The organism is Algoriphagus sp., from assembly GCF_013373065.1.
Lineage (GTDB): Bacteria > Bacteroidota > Bacteroidia > Cytophagales > Cyclobacteriaceae > Algoriphagus.
This window is the reverse complement of the sequence record NZ_JABXIN010000016.1, coordinates 12,505-30,917: the sequence shown is the minus strand read 5'-3', so window position 1 is coordinate 30,917 and position 18,413 is coordinate 12,505. Positions and strand designations below refer to the sequence as shown.

Below are 18,413 nucleotides of genomic sequence, written 5' to 3'. Positions count from 1 at the left end.
ATTAAATTTAACTAGATATTGAGTCTAAAAAATCAGGCTATGAATCTGGTTTTGAGTTGCTTTTCTTAAAAAGGAGCTTTAAAGTTTAGGAAAAAGTTGCCTTCACCTTGGTTATTAAAGGAATATTCAAATCGAAAAACCGAGTCATAGAATCCAACCAAATCGATCCCTAAACCATAACCATATAAATACCTATTTGTCAGTCGAGCATTTTCAGGGATGAAGTTTCGATCCTTTACATATCCATGATCAAAATTTGCACTTAGGTAAAAACGGAAGGGGATAGTGCTAAACTGTTCCAGTGGAATAAAAGGGGAAACATCAATTTCAAAATCAATGAATTTCCATCTAAAGCTATTTTTATGTACGTATAGCTGTTGCCCTTCAATAACATTCAGTTCATAGCCTCTGATAAAATTGGGACTATATCCAATTCCCCGAACCAAAGTATAGGGTTGGTTTTGACTTAAAAACCAATTTCCAGATAGTCCTGTAACGAAATGAAATCGATCACTCAGGGTAAAGTATTTATTTGCTGTTATGCTTACTTCAATTTCATCAATATCTTCTGTATTGATGATGCCATACTTTGTCGCAGAAAGTTCTAGAAGTTCTCCTTTGGTAGCATAAGCACCAAGATTTCGGTTATCGTGTCTAAAAATATAGCGCATGAAAAGATATTGGAGTTTGTTATCTCCATGCTGGAAATAATTTGGGTTTTGAACCAAAACCTCCGGATCTATCTTGGTGGAGGTATACCCCAAGGTGAAGTAATGAAAATTATAAAAAGTCCTTCGGAAGGTGTATTGCACAGCTGCAGTGAGGTTTTCCCGAAGTACCTTTTCCGTCTCGTTTGTGAAAAAAACCTGTCTATTATTTGCCGATCGGATAGGGATCGTCTTTTGCTCAAAAAAAGTAAATTGACCGGCTAGGCCATGTTTTTGTTTTTTATCAATGTAAGGTTTGCTGTAGCGTAAGTCCAAAGCTCTTGTAAAACCCAGCTGTCCACTGAATCGGAATTTTTCATTACGTCCTCCAACATTTGCATGAGAAACTCTCAGACCATAATTCACCCGGGAAAAGTCTCTTCCTTGGTTGGTCCACCATTCGGAAAAGTTACGGTCAGCTAACTGGAAAATTATGGAAGGGACTATATACCACCTTTCTTTTACAGCAATTAATATTTCCACCTGATCTCCTCCTGTGAACAATGGAGTAATTTCCACGGAAGTAAAAAGCCGGAGATTATAGATTTTATTTTGGTCAGCTTGGATGATATCCAGAAGAGTCTGAAGGTCGTAGTAGTAGCCTTCGGCAAAATCTAATTCCCTAAGAATGATACTTTTTTTTGTTTTTTCATTTCCGATGATAAAAATATTATTTACATAAACACTGTCAGGAGTGTCATTTGTCACGGGAGAGTAGGTCGTGTCCTGCGCCCAAGCCGACAGTCCCCATCCACCAATGAGAAGGTGCAAAAAGAAAATATGTCGGAATAAAAGTCTCACTGGGAATTTTCAGTTGTTACATTTGGTTTTGTAAGGGCCTATCCAATTTATCAACCCATGTGGAAAAACCTTGTTAGAAAAATCGCCATTTTTCCCGTTTTGGTTTACCAATATACCATTTCGCCACTTTTTCCTTCATCTTGTAGATATACACCTACCTGTAGCCAATATATGAAGGAAGCGATACTTAAACATGGACCCTTAAAAGGAGGTTGGTTAGGTATCAAACGGATCTCCCGCTGTCACCCATGGGGTGGCCATGGCCATGATCCTGTTCCTTAGCTTTTTGGTTCCTTCAAGCCCATTTTCAAAGCACGGACAATAAGAATTATTCCTCCCAAAACCAATGGGATACTGAGTAGCTGCCCCATGTTGAATTGCATGGCATCCTCAAATTCCACCTGGTTTTCTTTGAAAAACTCCCATACAAAGCGCATCCCAAAAACCATTACAAGGAAAAGACCTAACAGCAAACCTTCCGGGACTCGTTCTTTATATTTTATCCAGATACCTAAGAGGATCAAGAAGATGATAAAGTAGGATAAAGATTCGTAAATCTGCGTAGGATGTTTTGCTCTTCCGAATGTTTTAATGGTAGCCACATAGCTGCCCGGTTCTTCCTTGATTTCCAAATTCAAGTCAGACTCCAAAGGCTCGGCTAAGTATTCTTTAGAGGAGTTAAATTGTGTTAGGGCATATTTCACATCGCTCCTCAACGTATTTCCTAAGGTCTCTTTGGTGAAGTTTCCTTTGTTGATTCGGATTTCGATATTGACAGGAACGATTCCATTTCCCTGAAGTTCATCTGCACGATCTATCGGTTTGTAAGGATCAATGGATTCAATAGGGACCCGAAGAGATTGTAAAATTTCTTCAATATCCCATGCATAGACAATTCCCTGATCTGTACCGGTATCTTTTCCGCCAATTTCCGAATTCATCAAATTCCCAAGACGGATCAAAGCTCCCGTCATAGCGGTTACAATCACAATCCGATCCACAACCCATAGATAACTTTGTCCGGGAGTCTTTCTTGCATAGAGCCATAAAGCGATCAATATTGCTATAGCTGCTCCGTGTGAGGCAAGCCCGCCTTCCCATACTTTCAAAATGTCGATTGGGTTACTTAGGTATTTGGCTGGCTCATAAAATAACACGTGTCCTAATCGGGCTCCAATAATAGTTGCCAATACCATGTAAATGGTCAATTTATCGACTAGGTTTTCATTGTGTCCTTCCTTACGAAAGAAGTAAACCATAAACTGCTGGGAAATGATAAATCCCAAAGCAAAAAGTAAACTATACCATCGTAGGCGGTCAAAGCCGGCAAAAACAGCAGGATTTGGATCCCAAACGATATAATTCAAAAAGGATGTAAGATTCATTTTAAAGCTACTCTAGTTGATTTAATTCTTCTTGGAATCCTCCAGATAAGATGGGGAAACGATACCAAGTTTTAGGGTCTACATTAAATTGGTCTAAATGGAAAGAAGGAGCTAAACGTTCCCTTTTCCACTGATTTCTTGCCCAAAGTTGGAAGAATTTTTTGATATATGATTTTAAAAGTTCGGGTTCCAGATTCAGTTCCTCTTTTAAAATCAAATAAATATCCATGGGTGACCTACGTTCCCGGATTGCAAGTTTCTCAATTTCTACGATCACTGCATAAGGCATAAGGTCTTTTTCATCTGTTTGCGTGCGCTCCTGAGGCCGAAGTTCAGCGGTCGGTTGCAAGGAGTTTACCTTTGCCAATCCAGGTCGATTTAGATGGGTTTGGGCCCATTGAATCCAGTGGAGGATGAAGTGCTTGTCAACTCCCGCGATAGGAGAGATGCTTCCACTGGTATCTCCATCCATTGTAGTGTACCCCACGTCTCCTTCCGAGCGATTGGAGGTAGCCACGAGCAAGGCGTTTTTGATATTTGCCAGCATCCAAATAATGGGAGATCGGGACCGGGCCTGAATATTTTGAAGCGTGATATCGTCTTGCTCCCAAGTGAGCTTTCTTCCGATTGCTTTTTCGATTTTTGAAGTATAAGAAGCAACTTCCTCATCGATGGTCCAATGAAGAAACTGGGCTCCCAAGCTTTCTGCTAAGGTTTTTGCACTTTCAAAAGTGTCTAGCGATGAATTTGCTGTCCCTTGATAAGCTGTGGTTAATAATGTTCCGACCAGTAACTTTTCAGGATCATTTTCGAATTGGTGGTGGTCGGAAAGACCAAGTTTTTCACAAAATCGGGGAAGGCCGAGCTCCTCTAATCCTCGCTTCACCATCTCGGCTATCAATACCGCAATACTGGAGGAATCCGCTCCTCCTGAAAGCGAAAGCACAAAGCCCTTGCTTTTACTTTTTCGCAGATAATCAAAAAGCCCCAGTGCGGTTGCTTGGGTAAATTCCCATTCTTTATTTTTAATCTCTGCAAGGTTTTGTTCCTTATTTTCAAGCTTTACGCAATGAACTTGATAATCCTGAAATGATAAGAGCTGATTTCGGGAGAGTAATTTCCCTGACTTAGCAAGGAGTGCTTCCCCATCAAAAATCATTCTTCCTGCCTCGTTTCCTAAAAGATTGATGTATCCATAATAACAGTCAAAAATTCTGGAACTGTATTCGATCAACTGTTTCCGTTCCCAAGTTTTTCCCATTGCAAAATGACTGGCACTTGGACTTAGAATCAAATCAACTTTTCGCTCACAAAGCCTATATCCCGGTCTTGCTTCCCCTCTCCAGGCATCTTCACAGATTTCAAAGCCATAATGAACCCCCTTTTTGTGGAATGTTAAATCACCAAAAGGAATGGGCTGTCCAAAAAAATCAACTTCGATTTGCTTGTTGGCTTCCCAAGGAGTAAACCATCGGAATTCATAATGAACACCATCAATAGCCATGAACTGTTTCGCTACAAAACCAATCAAGACTCCATCTTCGATGAGTGCCATGGTATTGAAAACCTTTTCCCCAATTCGATAAGGAACTCCTACCGCAACGGTAGTATTTTTACAATAGGGAATCAACTTGCGAAGTTGGTCCAAAGCCTTTTTTGGATACCAGTAGCTGAGGAAAAGATCTTCGGAGCCATACCCAGTGATAGCCAATTCCGGGAAAACGACTAAATCAGCATTTTGGCGAGTTGCTTCCTGAATTGCAGCGATGATTCGCTGAAAATTACCTTCCCAATCCAAAGGGGTTTGATTGACAGTTGCGAGTGCGAGCGAAAGCGGTGACATGAAAGATCTGGCGTTGGTTTAGGTAGGGATTTGTAGGGAATCACAGGCGTTTTTTGAAGCTTCCTGTTCGGCTTTCTTTTTGGTAGGTCCTTTGCCTGTAGCTACTTCTTTTGAGTTTACCATTAAGGCGACAACAAACTCTTTATAGCGTTGGTTGCCATTGATCTCCAAAATTTTATAATCGATATTCTTGTTTTCCTTTTGAGACCACTCCACGATTTTTGATTTATAATTCATGGTGGTGGTGACCATCCCTTCAATATCAAAATGGAGTAAAATTCTGGAGAGAATAAAGTTTTTTGTAAAACGATATCCGCGATCAAGATAAACAGCTCCTACCAAAGCTTCAAGCATGTCACCGTAAAGGGACTTGCTTCCAGTAAACGAGGTGCCATCCAATAAATCTTGAAGAATGTTTCGAAGTCCAATTTTGATTCCCGTTTCATTCAAGCTTTCACGGTTGACCAATTTGGATCGAGTTTCGGTTAGAAAACCTTCATCCCGAAGGGGGTATTTTTGAAATAGATATTCTGCAACAACAGCTCCTAAAATAGCATCACCGAGAAATTCAAGCCGTTCGTTTGAAATTCGATGCCCTCTCTCATTTTCTTTTCCAAGCCCTGCAGGAGTAAGAGCAAGTCGATAGAGGGAAATATTTAAAGGCTTGCTTCCTACCATCATTTTGATGGAGGAGGCAAGCCTTTGATCTTTTTTGTTAAATAAAATTCGTTGAAATCCGAGTAGCTGAAGGAGTCTCAAGCTTATTTACCCATTAATTTTTTTGAAAATGACAGAGCAATTATGTCCGCCAAATCCAAAGGTATTACTTAATGCCACATTCACCTCTCGTTCTTGAGCTTTATTGAAAGTCAAGTTCAACTTAGGATCAAACTGCTCATCATCTGTAAAGTGATTGATGGTAGGCGGAATAATCCCATTTCGAATGGCTAATATCGAGGCGATGGCCTCAATGGCTCCAGCTGCTCCCAACAGGTGACCTGTCATGGATTTTGTACTGGAGATATTCATTTTGTAGGCATGCTCCCCAAAGACTTTTTCAATAGCCTTGGTTTCGCTGACATCTCCCAAAGGAGTAGAAGTACCATGTACATTGATATAATCTACGTCCTCAGGCTTAAGATTCGCATCAAGAAGTGCAGCTTGCATTACCTCACTTGCTCCCAATCCTTCAGGGTGTGGAGCAGTGATATGATTAGCATCAGCAGACATACCGCCACCTACCAATTCAGCGTAGATTTTTGCTCCTCGGGCAACTGCATGCTCATATTCTTCCAAAATCAATGCACCGGCACCTTCTCCTAATACAAAGCCGTCACGGTCTTTGTCGAAAGGTCTGGATGCAGTTTCAGGAGAATCATTTCGCTGGGAGAGTGCCTTCATGGCATTAAATCCACCAATACCTGCTTCGGTTACTGCAGCCTCTGAACCTCCGGAAATGAAAATATCAGCTTTTCCTAATCGGATATAATTAAATGCATCGATCAACGCATTGGTAGCCGATGCACAAGCAGATACTGTTACAAAGTTAGGACCTCTGAATCCGTACTTTATTGAGATAAATCCAGCACTTATATCCGCAATCATTTTTGGGATAAAGAAAGGATTAAATCGGGGAGTACCATCACCTGTGGCAAATGCTGTAACTTCCTCTTGAAAAGTGCGAAGTCCACCGATTCCGGAGCCCCAGATAACACCTGCTCTGGATTTTTCGATTTTTTCAAGATCCAACCCAGAATCTACAATGGCCTCATCGGCAGTAATCATTGCATATTGGGTGAACAAATCCATTTTGCGAGCTTCTTTACGGTCAATGAAATCTTCTATATTGAGATTCTTGACCTCGCAGGCAAATTGGGTTTTGAAAAGTGAAGCATCGAATTTGGTAATTGGTGCAGCGCCACTTACACCCGCTACCAATCCCTTCCAAAATTCTTCAGAAGTATTGCCAATGGGTGTAAGGGCACCTATACCAGTTACAACAACTCGTTTCAAATTCATGGAATGAATTTAAGGGTTATTATTTGACGTTAGCCTCCAGGTAGGAAACAGCCTGTCCGACTGTACCAATTTGCTCAGCCTGATCGTCTGGGATAGAGATGTTGAATTCTTTTTCGAATTCCATAATCAATTCTACAGTGTCCAAAGAATCAGCTCCCAAGTCATTGGTAAAGCTTGCTTCCATAGTCACTTCAGACTCTTCTACGCCCAGTTTGTCAACAATGATGGCTTTTACTTTTTGTGCAATTTCAGACATTTTGTGATCAGTTTAGTTAATAACACTTCGCAAAGAAATATATTTAAAAGGTAATAGACAAAGAAATGATTCAAGTAAATTTTTGTAAGACAAGTTGCTGTCCTCTGAATCTTTTTTATTTCTAACTTTGACCTGCACCTTGATGTGCCTCTATGAAGAAGGTAAAACTACAAATAGAACACAGCTATGATTTTGAACTTTTGGGCCTTGTATCCCCTGTGAGGGATTACAAAATGGCCTGGCTTATCAATCGGGAGATGAACCTAAACCTCATTCGAACCGAAGATCTGGAAATTGAGTTTTTGTCTGTTCCCAATCTGAAAATTAGCCAATATTTCCTTTCTTTACCGCACGGTTATATCCAGCTTTTGAAAAATAAAGCATTGAGTTCATCAAGACAAGTTTCCTATTTGATACCGGAACTCAAGTACATGGATTATTTCCTGTTGTTACAAGATGAAACGTATCAAATTGATTCTCAGCTTTTTGTTTCTGAACTTTCTAAAAACCCTTATATCCAAAACGTAATCAAACTGGATGTCAATAAACTTAAGTCCAAAGAAAACCTACTAACCTATTAAACATGAGTCATTTCAATAAAACCAAAATCCTTGCAACCATTGGGCCTGCTTCCAATAACTATGATACCATCAAAAGTTTGGCAGCTGCAGGAGCTAATGTGTTCCGCTTGAATTTCTCTCACGGCACCCATGATGTCCATCAAAAAGTAATTGAGATCATCCGGAAAATCAACAAGGAGGAAAATCTGAACTTGGGAATTTTACAGGACCTTCAAGGACCAAAAATCCGAGTAGGGGAGGTCGAAAATAATGGGGTTGAAATCGTTCCGGGAAATAAAATCACTATTACCAACGAACCTTTAGTAGGAACTTCTTCTTTGGTGTCGACTGTATATCAAAATCTTCCCAATGATGTAGTATCTGGGGATAGAATTTTGATCGATGATGGAAATCTGGAATTGGTTGTGGATGATACCGATGGAAAAAATGTGAATTGTACGGTGATTCATGGAGGGCTTTTGAAATCCCGAAAAGGAATCAATCTACCAAACACCAAAGTTTCAGCCCCTTCCTTGACCGAAAAAGACATCGAGGATCTGGAATTTGGCTTGAAGCAAGAAGTGGACTGGATCGCTTTGTCTTTTGTACGCTCACCGGAAGATATAATTGATTTGAGGGAGCGAATTGATAAAGCAGGGAAGTCTTGCAAAATCGTCGCAAAAATTGAAAAGCCTGAGGCTTTGGAAAATATCGATGCCATCATTGAAGCGACTGATGCGATTATGGTCGCTAGAGGAGATTTAGGGGTGGAAGTTCCGCAGGAAATTGTACCACTTTGGCAAAAGAAAATGGTGGAGAAATGCAAATTAGCATGTAAGCCAGTAATCATCGCAACTCAGATGATGGAAAGCATGATCAATAATCCGCGACCTACCCGAGCGGAGACCAATGATGTAGCCAATGCCGTGTTGGATGGGGCAGATGCGGTGATGCTTTCTGCGGAAACAGCTTCCGGAAATTATCCAGTGAATGCCGTGAAGGCCATGTCAAGCATTATCAGCTATTTGGAAGAAAATGCAGAGATCTATCATCACCTATATAAAATCCAGGAAGGGGATCCTACCTTTTTGAGTAATAACTTGATCTTGATGGCTTCCCGTCTCTCCAGAAATGTGAAGGCAAAAGCCATTGTTGGAATTACTTCATCTGGTTTCACAGGCTTCAGAATTGCCTCTCACCGGCCGAAGGCAAATATTTTTGTATTCACTCGAAACAAAAACTTAATTACTCAAATGTCGTTGGTATGGGGTGTTCGGGCCTATTATTATGAAAACCAAGTTTCTACTGATGCCACTTTTGAGGATATTGAAAATACCCTGAAAAAAGATGAGCACGTCAATTCCGGAGACATCATTATCAATACAGCTAGTATGCCACTCAAGGAGAAAGGCAGGACCAACATGCTGAAAATTCACATTGTCAATTAATTGAAAAGCCCTTCGGGGCTTTTTTCAATTCAAGGGGATAATTATACAATTCACCCTTCTTTTTCTACAGTTCACCTAGTTTGGTCAATCAATGCATAGTGCTTATGGTTTTTTAACTAAAACTAACCAAAATCGCTATGTTCAAATTCTTAAAGTACCTATTCGTTGGGGCTTTCTTTTTAACCTTCGTTTCGTGCGAAAACGAGGACTACCAAGGCCCAATTCCTTATCCTACCTTAATGGAAGCGGCTCAAGATGCCGGATTAACAACTTTAGTAACTGCTGTTCGGGCTATCCCAGGCTTGGAAGCGGCACTTCAGGATCAAAGTTCTATTACCGTTTTCGCCCCTACCAATGATGCATTTGCGAATGCATTAGCGGAGTTTGAAGCGGCGGATTTAAATGAATTAGTTGAAAAATTAGGAGGCCCTATGAATCTGGAGACTGTTTTAGGTTTCCATGTAGTGCCAAACACTATTTTTTCGGATCAGTTAAATGAGACCAATATTGTTACTACGCTAGCTGGTCAGCAATTGGTGGTAAATCGGGCTCCTGGAATCGTGACTGTAATTGATGCAGCAGGAAATACTGCTCGTGTTTTGCAAGCTGATGTTGAAATCGAAAATGGAGTGGTTCATGTAATCGATCGAGTATTGATTCCTTCCATTGAGTTGCCGAAACCTGATTTGGTTGAAGCAGCTACTGATGCTGGACTAACGACCCTTTTGGCTGCAGTTACTGCTGTAGATGGACTTGCAAATGATTTACTTTCAGCAGGAGCAATCACTGTTTTTGCGCCTACCAATGAAGCTTTTGCAGCTGCTTTGGAAGTATTTGGTGCGCAAGATTTGGATGAATTGGTTTTGAAAATTGGAGGAGTTGAGAACTTAGAAAAAGTTCTTGGATTCCATGTGGTACCTGCTGTTGCCATGTCAGGAGATTTGCAGGCCACTAATACTTTTACCACCCTTTCAGGGCAAGACATTACAGTTGAAGTAGCTGGTGGTGTTGTGACTGTGATTGATCAACTAGGACGTACAGCTCAGGTAGTTGCAGCTGATATTGAGATTGCAAATGGAGTGGTGCACGTTATCAATGGTATGATGTTGCCGGATTTGATGCTACCTAATGTAGTAGAAGCTGCTCAGGCGGCTGGTCTTACTACTTTGTTAGATGCGGTGACGGCAGCTGATCTAGGTGGTGCATTGCTAGGAGCAGAGGCAATGACTGTTTTTGCACCAACCAATGATGCATTCGCTGCTGCTTTAGATGCTTACAACGCAGCTAACTTGGATCAACTAGTAGCGCGAATTGGTGGAATTGAAAACCTTCAAACTATTTTAGGTTTCCATGTGGTTCCTGCTGTTGCATTTTCTACAGACTTAGAAGCTTCAAATACCTTTACCACCTTGGCTGGACAGGAATTGATTGTAACAGCAAACGGTTCTGGAGTGACGGTAACTGATGCTCTTGGAAATTCTGCAAATGTTATTGCTGCAGATGTAGCTATTGAAAATGGAGTTGTACATGTGATTGATGGTGTACTTCTTCCAGAATTCAGCCTTCCAAACGTAGTTGAAGCTGCCACTGCTGCGAATTTGACTGTGTTGTTGGATGCGGTGACTGCCGCTGGTTTGGGACAAACACTTCTCGATCAAGAAGCGATGACTGTTTTTGCACCAACAAATCAGGCATTCCTTGATCTGCTAGATGCCTTGAGTTTAAATTCATTGCAGGAATTGGTAGCTACAGTAGGTTTGGAAGAAGTGACTCGAATTTTAGGATTTCACGTAGTTCCTGCAACGGCCTTCTCTTTTGATTTGGCAGAAGGAGCGCAAACGGTACCTACATTAGCTGGCGAAGATTTGACAGTTACTCGATCAGGATCTTCTGTGACGGTTACAGATGCTAGAGGAAATACCTTTAATGTAGCAGTGGCCGATGTTGCCATCGAAAATGGAGTGGTTCATGTAATTGACGGGGTCTTGTTGCCTGAAGAAGATTTGCCAAATATTGTTGAGGCTGCTACTGAAGCAAACTTGACAATTCTTTTGGATGCTGTTACAGCAGCAGGATTAGGCCAAGACTTGTTGGATGCGGACGCGATTACGGTTTTTGCCCCAACAAATGATGCATTCGTTCAATTACTTGGAACTCTTGGGGTAGCATCCTTGGAAGAATTGGTAAATACAATTGGCTTAGAAGGATTGCAAAAAGTATTGGGCTTCCATGTGGTGCCAGCGGTTGCCTTCTCAACTGACTTAGCGGAAGGTTCTCAAACTGTTCCAACCTTGGCTGGAGAAGATTTGACGGTGACGAGAAACGGTGGAACTGTAACTGTAACTGATGCAGGAGGAGCGACCTATACTGTTCAAGTAGCAGACGTAGCAATAGAAAACGGTGTAGTTCACGTCATTAATGGCGTCTTACTACCTACCTTGTAAACATATTCTTTTAACTACCACATGCAAGGGGAGGGATCAATCCCTTCCCTTGCTTTTTTATTTTAAAGTTTGATTTAGTAGGGAAAGCAAGAAGCAGAATGTTTGGCCATCGATATAAATGGATCTATCCGGGTTTATTGGGGTTGTATTCCTTTTTCAATATCCTCATCCTGGAAGGTGATCGTCTTTTTCAGGCGGCTCTCCCTCAAAACCAACTTTTTGTACTCATTTTAGCCCTTTGTTATTTGGTATGGCTGATAAATTTTTTAATTGAATCCTGGGGGTTGCAAAAATTTCCAGAAATCCATCCCTTGGTTCTTCAGTTTTTTTCAAGTTTTATCTTCATTACTGGGCTTGCGTTTATATCTGTCAAAACTACCGGTTTGGTGTTTGGGGGCCCTTTCGGAATGACAAAGCCTAATTTCCTTTTGACTTTAGGCTTCCTTTTTCGAATAAATCTCTTTCTCAACTCAATCAATGCTATTTATTTCTTTAATAAAAAATACAGCGAAAAGAAATTAGAGGCAGAAAGGTTGAAGCTACTTAATACCGAAGCCAGGATGGAATCGCTAAACATGCAACTCAATCCTCATTTCTTCTTTAACAACCTCAGCGCAATCTCATCGCTGATTCATGAAAATATTGATTTGGCGGATAGCTATTTGCAAAAGATGAGCGGGATTTACCGCTATTTGCTGAATAATAAGGTAGCCGATTTGGTATCTCTGGAGGAGGAACTCCACTTTCTAAAGGATTACATGGACCTTTTGGAGATACGCTTTAATCAATCCTTATCATTTGAAATAACTATTGACCCTGAAGCAAAAAAGAAAAGGGTGCCGCCAGCAGTTTTACAATTATTGGTCGAAAATGCTGTCAAACACAACTATTTCACGGAGGATGAGCCCTTGACTATCCGTATTTCGGCTAGCTCGAATGAAATAAAAATTTCGAACCCAAAACAACTCAAAGAGGCAGTGGAAGCGTCCACAGGAATTGGGCTTCAAAACATTTCTGAAAGATATAGGTTTCTTAATCAATCTGTCCGGATTCATGATGGAGAGAATACTTTTGAAGTAACCTTGCCTTTGATAGAAAGAAATGAGACTGCTTATAGTAGAAGATGAACCACTGGCCCAACAACGGATTAAGTCCATTGTAAAGCGAAATTTCCCCGAATGGGAGCTAACAGCTTCCGTACAAAGTGTCAAATCTCTCAAAAAGCATCTTTCAAATCCTCAAGATTTTGATCTTATTCTTTGTGACATCCATTTGGCAGATGGATTAAGTTTCAAAGCATTTGCCGAATCTCCAGAGCTGGAAATTCCTGTCATATTTATTACTGCTTATGATCAATATGCGCTTCAGTCATTTGACCACAATTGCATTGATTATGTATTGAAGCCCATTGAAGAAAATCGATTGGTCAAAGCCCTGGAAAAGGCGAGTAGTTTTAATTCAAAAAGTGAATCAACTAATTTAAACCCTGACTTTATAAAAAGCATATTAAATAAATATGAATCAAAGTTTTATAAGAAAAGATTTTTGACAAAGCTGGGAAATAAATATGTCTTTATACCAACCGAAAATATCGCGTATTTCTATTCAGAAAATGGCCTGACATTTTTGGTGGAGATCGGTTCTGCTACTCGTTATTTGGTTGAGCATACGCTAAGTGAGCTGGAAGCAGACTTGCTTGATCCATTCAAATTTTATAGAATTAACCGTTCCATGATTATCCATCTTGATGGTTTGGTGGAAATCAAACCTTATCTTAATGGTCGCTTGGCGCTCTCCATGAATGCTAAAAGTGAAGATGCCTTAGTCGTAGCTAGGGAACGGGTAAATGAATTTAAAAATTGGATTAACCAGTAAAATGAGTCGGTTATTTTTCTGTCTTTTTTTATCGATTTTAATATCCATCTCTGTTTACGGACAGACTACATCACGACAAGCAAACTTAGATTCCTTACGAAGAGAAATTCGGGCCTTGGATCAAGAACTTTATGAAGTTCAGTTGAATTTGGACCAATCCAAAAAGCAGTTAAAAACAGGGATTTTCATTGCTACGGTCGGCTATACGGTGACTATTATCGGGGGGCAATTGCTGGGAAGTAACCCTGATGTGGGAAAGACTTTGCTTTATGTGGGTGGTGCGACCGGAATTGTAGGAACTGTAATATTGGTGAAGGGATTTAATAAAATATCCTTGAAGTCACCTGATCCGCCAAAAATCTATCCCTAATTAATTGAAATTTCCTCTGACGGACCGATTGGTGGAACAAGTATCGTATTTTCCCTTTCCACCAAAACCATCCCAGGAGCTGTTCCTTTTATCTTTCGAACGTATTTTGCATCTGTGAAAATAACAGGTGCCAAGCTTTCATTTTTTAGTTTCGAATAATATGCTGCAAGTGAGGCCGCGCGTTCCAGTGTACTTTTGGGAATGGCTTTACCTGCGGCATTTCGAATGATGACATGGGAACCTGCAGCTTGTCTAGCGTGCAACCATAGGTCATTTTTATGGACGAAACGTCGAAGCATTTCATCATTGTCCTTTGCGGATTTGCCTACCCAGACATCCATGCCTTCGATTTGAAATTGTCGGAAAGGAAGGTTTTCTGATTCTTTGGTGATTTTCGATTCGCTTCCTTTACGCTTTTTGAATTCTTTGAGCTCTCGGAAATCCGCTATCTGCTCAACTTCCTCCAAAAGTATCTCCAAATGTATTTTTAAAGCTTCTTTGGCTTGAATAGATTCTGAAAGTTGGTTTAGTTCGATTTGTCTGTTTTTACTTTTCCGATATAATTGAGCTGCTAGATCCTGGGCTTTTTGATTTCGCTTTAGCTCAATTTGAATCGTTTCCTGTGTATAAAAATTAAATAATTCTTGTTTCAATTCACCTCCCTTAAAAACATGGAGATTTGCCATGATGACATCGGCAATTTGGGATGGAGGAGGGGAGTTCTCCAATTCGTTTAATTTACTTTGAGCCTTTGCTAAATAATTATTGGTTCTTCGAAGTTGCTCTGAGAAATGCTTTTGGAATTGTCGCTTTTCCTTCTCCAAAGCTCCAACGACTAAAGCTTTGTAAAATAATTCATTCAATGCTTCTATTGGATCGCCAAATTGAGCAATGGAAGTGTCTTCGGGCAATAAACTCAGATATACCTCTTCATCTTTTTGAACCAATGAAAATAAAGGGCTGTCCAACATATCCATGATATCCTGCATCAAGCCCCATTTTTCGTCCAGTGAAGCTGTTGGATACCCTTTTTCTTTCAGCCATTCACGTGGTATTTTCCCAAGTGTTGGTAGAAATTGAGAAGCATTTCCACCCAGTTCTTTAAACCGGTTTTGACCTAGGTTCAAATGTTTTTCAAGGCTTCTCCAATCCAACTCATGATCGTCTCGGATTTCATTTCGAAAGACACGAAGCGGTTGAAACTCATGGGGACGGTAGAGGAGAATATTGCTTCGGTTTCCGTGAAGTTTTAAAAGTAAAATAGCTCCAGATTCCATTTCCAGATAAAAAGCTCGCTCAAAGTTCAAAACGTGATATGCTCGTACTTTTTCTCCTATTAATTCTGGGAAAAGATTGATCGAGTTTCGTTTGGCTCGTTGAAATTTCTCAGGAAATGAATAATAAATCTGTGGTGGAAGAAAATGGGCCCGCAAATAGCGAAGATTTTCCTCTTTTTGAAACTCAATGATGAGCTCGTCTTTATTTTGGGAAAAACAGGCGCTTACTTCAAAACCCTTCAGAATCTCTTCAACCCTTGGACTTAGAAATCGGAGAAAATGAAAATTCAGGTGCATTAGGGCAAATTTAATTCAAGTCCATCATAGGCAAGATGAATTCCTTCAGGGAGTTCAGCTTCAATTTGATGGTGAAGCCCCAATTTGTGGGAAACATGGGTAAAATAAGCCTCCTGAACATCCATTGATTGTACTTGTTCGATAGCTTCATGTAAAGTGAAATGGGATTGGTGAGGGGGCTTTTGGAGGGCGTTCAGAACCAAAATTTTCGAACCCGCAATTAGTTTTTTGGATTGATCTGAAATAAAATTTGCATCGGTGATGTAGGTAAAATCTCCAATCCGAAACCCTAATACCGGCAGCTTATTGTGCATGACAGGAATGGGGATCACTTTTATCCCTTCCACTTTGAAGTTTTGATGATCAATCACATGGGGTTGAACTTGGGGTACTCCGGGATATTTTAAATCAGAAAAGATATAAGAAAACTCCTGTTTAATTTGATCGATCACCTGCTGCCTTCCGTAGATCGGCATATCCTTCTTTTGCTTGAAATTAAAAGGGCGGATATCATCCAAACCCGCTGTATGGTCTTTGTGCTCGTGGGTGAACAGGACTGAATCTAGCTGAGAGATTCCAGCCCGTAACATTTGCATTCGGAAATCCGGTCCTGTATCGATGACAAGACTCTTTCCCTTGGTTTCGATATGAACAGACGTCCGAAATCGTTTGTCTCTGAAATCCAGTGATTTACATACATCGCAATCGCAGCCAATCACGGGGATTCCTTGCGAAGTTCCTGTGCCAAGAAAACGGATTTTCAAAACTTCAATTGGGTTTGTTGTAATTCTTTTAGGAAATCCTGAACTGATTTTTCTGAAAAGTCCTGTGGATTAAACTGTAACTCTCCCAAAATGTCTACGAGGGCATTGATTTTTCCTTCCAAAGGGAAGTATTTGTTGATGATTACAATTTTGGTCTCTTTCAAAATGCAATAACCAGATTTGAAGTTTCCCTTTTCGTAGCGGAGAATATATTCTGAAGAAGCAAAAAGATTCTCCAGTTTATCTAAAAAGTGACGTGTGTACTTAATGGCCATTAATTCAGGAATTTTTTCACGGTTGCCAACACCTTATCGTAATCAAGTGGTTTCTGAATAAAATCATCAAATCCAGCTTTTCGGAATTCTTCGTGGGTCATATTGTGGATGTTTCCACTAATCGCAATGATCGGAATGGATGATTTTTTTTCACCTTTCATCTCCCGAATCATTTTGGTACAGCTGATGCCATCCAATACAGGCATACTAATGTCCATCAGAATCAGATCAAAATCTTCATTTTCCAATTTTTCCAATACTTGTTTTCCATTTCTGGCGGCAGTCATTTCATAATTCTCAAAGGCCAGAACGTTTTTGGTAAGATTAATAATGATGGAGCTGTCTTCTCCAACCAGTATTCTTTTTTGATGACTCATGGTTTAAAAATAATTTCTTCCTCTAAATATTTTTGAAATGTTTCAATTTCTTTCTCCAATTTCAATAATGCGGCAGGCATTTTTTCAAATTCTTCCTTTCTTCCAAGGGCCTCTGTTTCGGTTGCTGCGAAAAATACCAAGTTGATTCCGAGAGTGCCGGCATTTCCTTTAATGATGTGAGATTTCCTAGTTACCTCGCTGTGATTTCCTTCAAGAATGGCCTTTTTGCAATCCTCGAGAAGAGCTTTGGCTTCCTCCAAAAAGTCTTGGTAAATCTGTTGAATCGTTTCGGTTTTATTATATTTTTTAAGTTGCTCAAAAACTGATTTATCAAATATTATAGATTTGATTATCAGATTTTTAGATTCATTGGTTTTATCTTTTGGTTTATCTTCTAGGGCATCTTTTATTTTCTTCAAAAATTCTTTCGGGCGGATGGGTTTTGTAATAAAATCATCAAATCCTTCATTCATAAAAGTGGTTCGGTCACTCTCATCCGCAAATGCTGTAACAGCGATAATAGGACACTTGCCTTGACCTTTGGCTCTTATTTTTTTTAGGGCATTGATTCCGTCAATTTCAGGCATTTGGATATCCATCAAGATCAAATCAAATGCTTTGTTGCTGGCTTTGTCAATAGCTTCCCTTCCATTGAGGGCTGTTTCATAATTCCAAATTTGGCCTACCAAATTCTCAAAAAACCTGCGGTTCAAATCATTGTCTTCAACAATCAATACGCTTTTGCTTTTCATTCCTTAAGTTTGGAATTTTGAAACGAAACCAAATCTCACCCATTTTGTCTGCCAAACCCACTTTGATTTTAATTGTTGGGCCTACCGCTGTCGGTAAGACAGAACTGTGTCTCAATCTAGCCAAAAAATTCAATACAGACATTGTGTCCTGTGATAGCCGGCAATTTTATCGGGAAATGGAAATAGGTACAGCCAAACCTACTCCTCAGGAGCTGGCAGAAGTTCCTCATCATTTGATCAATTCCATTTCGATTGAAGATCCGTATGATGTCAAACAGTTTGAAGAGGACGCTTTGAAAATTTTGGATAAGCTTTTCCGAGAAAAGGATGTGGTGATTATGACAGGAGGTTCGGGCTTGTTTGCAAAGGTTATTTCAGAAGGAATTGATGAAATGCCTGAGGTAGATCCCCAATTTCGAAAGCAACTAATTCAGGAATTTGAAGAAAAAGGGATAACTCATTTGCAGGAGGAACTGAAAAAAGCCGATCCTGACTACTACGCATTGGTAGATACCCAAAACCCTCAGCGTTTGATGCGTGCATTGGAAATAATACGGGGAACAGGCAAGCCTTTCAGCTCTTTTCGTCAGCAAAAAAAGGTAGAGCGACCATTTCGAGTTTTAAAAATAGGATTGAATCGAGAGCGAGATGAACTCTATCGGCGAATTGACGCCCGAATGGATCTAATGATTGATGAAGGGCTTTTCGAGGAAGCAGAGAAGCTCTTCGAAAAGCGCCATTTAAATGCCTTGCAAACGGTCGGATACCAGGAAATATTTGGGTATTTGGAGGGAAACTATGATCGAGAAGAGGCGATTCGGCTACTGAAAAGAAACTCGCGTCGCTATGCCAAAAGGCAATTAACCTGGTTTAAAAAAGATGCTGAAATACAGTGGTTTAAACCCGGTGAATTAAATCAGATTATTAACTGGATTGATCACCAATTGGCTTCTTAATAAAGCA

General features: G+C 40.2%; 19 protein-coding genes. 8 read left to right on the top strand and 11 right to left on the bottom strand.

Translation table 11 applies throughout. From position 1 onward, the window contains the following. Positions 1 to 65: 65 nt before the first annotated feature. Positions 66 to 1,508: a POTRA domain-containing protein gene (locus HWE15_RS12165; RefSeq protein WP_290507813.1), complete on the bottom strand. Its 1,443-nt coding sequence runs from the start codon at positions 1,506 to 1,508 to the stop codon at positions 66 to 68. Positions 1,509 to 1,565: 57 nt separating this feature from the next. Here HWE15_RS12165 and yidD point away from each other — a divergent pair, with 57 nt between their 5' ends. Then, complete coding sequence (gene yidD, locus HWE15_RS12160) at positions 1,566 to 1,790, top strand: membrane protein insertion efficiency factor YidD (RefSeq protein ID WP_290507812.1); 225 nt, start codon at positions 1,566 to 1,568, stop codon at positions 1,788 to 1,790. On the opposite strand, the gene HWE15_RS12155 is transcribed toward yidD, so the two are convergent. The 5 genes from HWE15_RS12155 to HWE15_RS12135 are packed head-to-tail and all read right to left on the bottom strand — an operon-like array spanning position 1,787 to position 7,011. Further along, positions 1,787 to 2,893 carry a prolipoprotein diacylglyceryl transferase gene (locus tag HWE15_RS12155; RefSeq protein ID WP_290507811.1) on the bottom strand — a complete coding sequence of 369 codons (1,107 nt, stop codon included), beginning with the start codon at positions 2,891 to 2,893 and terminating at the stop codon, positions 1,787 to 1,789. The genes yidD and HWE15_RS12155 overlap by 4 nt on opposite strands. Positions 2,894 to 2,900: 7 nt before the next feature. Further along, positions 2,901 to 4,736, bottom strand: a complete 1,836-nt coding sequence (gene nadE / locus HWE15_RS12150) for an NAD(+) synthase (RefSeq protein ID WP_290507810.1) — start codon at positions 4,734 to 4,736, stop codon at positions 2,901 to 2,903. An 18-nt stretch (positions 4,737 to 4,754) separates the two neighbouring features. Continuing rightward, entirely contained in the window at positions 4,755 to 5,495 is a 741-nt protein-coding gene (gene rnc / locus HWE15_RS12145) for a ribonuclease III (protein WP_290507809.1), read from the bottom strand. A gap of 6 nt (positions 5,496 to 5,501) precedes the next feature. Then, entirely contained in the window at positions 5,502 to 6,755 is a 1,254-nt protein-coding gene (gene fabF / locus HWE15_RS12140) for a beta-ketoacyl-ACP synthase II (protein WP_290507808.1), read from the bottom strand. A 19-nt stretch (positions 6,756 to 6,774) separates the two neighbouring features. After that, the gene (locus HWE15_RS12135; RefSeq protein ID WP_024282156.1) at positions 6,775 to 7,011 is read right to left on the bottom strand and encodes an acyl carrier protein; all 237 of its coding nucleotides are present in this window, start codon (positions 7,009 to 7,011) and stop codon (positions 6,775 to 6,777) included. Positions 7,012 to 7,163: 152 nt separating this feature from the next. On the opposite strand from HWE15_RS12135, the gene HWE15_RS12130 reads away from it, so the two are divergent. The 6 genes from HWE15_RS12130 to HWE15_RS12105 all read left to right on the top strand — a co-directional run bounded on the left by HWE15_RS12130 (position 7,164) and on the right by HWE15_RS12105 (position 13,708). After that, positions 7,164 to 7,592: an IPExxxVDY family protein gene (locus HWE15_RS12130; protein WP_290507807.1), complete on the top strand. Its 429-nt coding sequence runs from the start codon at positions 7,164 to 7,166 to the stop codon at positions 7,590 to 7,592. A gap of 2 nt (positions 7,593 to 7,594) precedes the next feature. Then, the gene (gene pyk, locus HWE15_RS12125; protein WP_290507806.1) at positions 7,595 to 9,019 is read left to right on the top strand and encodes a pyruvate kinase; all 1,425 of its coding nucleotides are present in this window, start codon (positions 7,595 to 7,597) and stop codon (positions 9,017 to 9,019) included. A gap of 137 nt (positions 9,020 to 9,156) precedes the next feature. Continuing rightward, the gene (locus HWE15_RS12120) at positions 9,157 to 11,463 is read left to right on the top strand and encodes a fasciclin domain-containing protein (RefSeq protein ID WP_290507805.1); all 2,307 of its coding nucleotides are present in this window, start codon (positions 9,157 to 9,159) and stop codon (positions 11,461 to 11,463) included. A 98-nt stretch (positions 11,464 to 11,561) separates the two neighbouring features. Beyond that, entirely contained in the window at positions 11,562 to 12,590 is a 1,029-nt protein-coding gene (locus tag HWE15_RS16060) for a sensor histidine kinase (RefSeq protein WP_367203963.1), read from the top strand. Next, a complete protein-coding gene (locus tag HWE15_RS12110) occupies positions 12,565 to 13,338 on the top strand; it encodes a LytTR family DNA-binding domain-containing protein (RefSeq protein WP_290507803.1) in 774 nt (257 codons plus the stop codon). The genes HWE15_RS16060 and HWE15_RS12110 overlap by 26 nt, the downstream gene beginning before the upstream one ends. Before the next feature lies 1 nt (position 13,339). After that, entirely contained in the window at positions 13,340 to 13,708 is a 369-nt protein-coding gene (locus tag HWE15_RS12105) for a hypothetical protein (protein WP_290507802.1), read from the top strand. Here the strand turns inward: HWE15_RS12105 and HWE15_RS12100 are convergent. From HWE15_RS12100 to HWE15_RS12080, 5 genes are read right to left on the bottom strand one after another with little or no spacing between them, the layout of a single operon-like run. Next, positions 13,705 to 15,282, bottom strand: a complete 1,578-nt coding sequence (locus HWE15_RS12100) for an NFACT RNA binding domain-containing protein (RefSeq protein WP_290507801.1) — start codon at positions 15,280 to 15,282, stop codon at positions 13,705 to 13,707. The genes HWE15_RS12105 and HWE15_RS12100 overlap by 4 nt on opposite strands. Then, positions 15,282 to 16,046 carry an MBL fold metallo-hydrolase gene (locus tag HWE15_RS12095; RefSeq protein ID WP_290507800.1) on the bottom strand — a complete coding sequence of 255 codons (765 nt, stop codon included), beginning with the start codon at positions 16,044 to 16,046 and terminating at the stop codon, positions 15,282 to 15,284. Before HWE15_RS12095 ends, HWE15_RS12100 begins: the two co-directional genes overlap by 1 nt. Further along, the gene (locus tag HWE15_RS12090) at positions 16,043 to 16,321 is read right to left on the bottom strand and encodes a hypothetical protein (protein WP_290507799.1); all 279 of its coding nucleotides are present in this window, start codon (positions 16,319 to 16,321) and stop codon (positions 16,043 to 16,045) included. Before HWE15_RS12090 ends, HWE15_RS12095 begins: the two co-directional genes overlap by 4 nt. Then, complete coding sequence (locus tag HWE15_RS12085) at positions 16,321 to 16,698, bottom strand: response regulator (RefSeq protein WP_290507798.1); 378 nt, start codon at positions 16,696 to 16,698, stop codon at positions 16,321 to 16,323. Before HWE15_RS12085 ends, HWE15_RS12090 begins: the two co-directional genes overlap by 1 nt. Next, a complete protein-coding gene (locus HWE15_RS12080) occupies positions 16,695 to 17,450 on the bottom strand; it encodes a hybrid sensor histidine kinase/response regulator (RefSeq protein WP_290507797.1) in 756 nt (251 codons plus the stop codon). The genes HWE15_RS12085 and HWE15_RS12080 overlap by 4 nt, the downstream gene beginning before the upstream one ends. Positions 17,451 to 17,467: 17 nt before the next feature. Between HWE15_RS12080 and miaA the strand changes: the two genes are divergently transcribed. After that, positions 17,468 to 18,406 (top strand): tRNA (adenosine(37)-N6)-dimethylallyltransferase MiaA, encoded by a 939-nt coding sequence (miaA, locus tag HWE15_RS12075; RefSeq protein WP_290507796.1) that lies wholly within the window; start codon positions 17,468 to 17,470, stop codon positions 18,404 to 18,406. Positions 18,407 to 18,413: the final 7 nt, after the last annotated feature.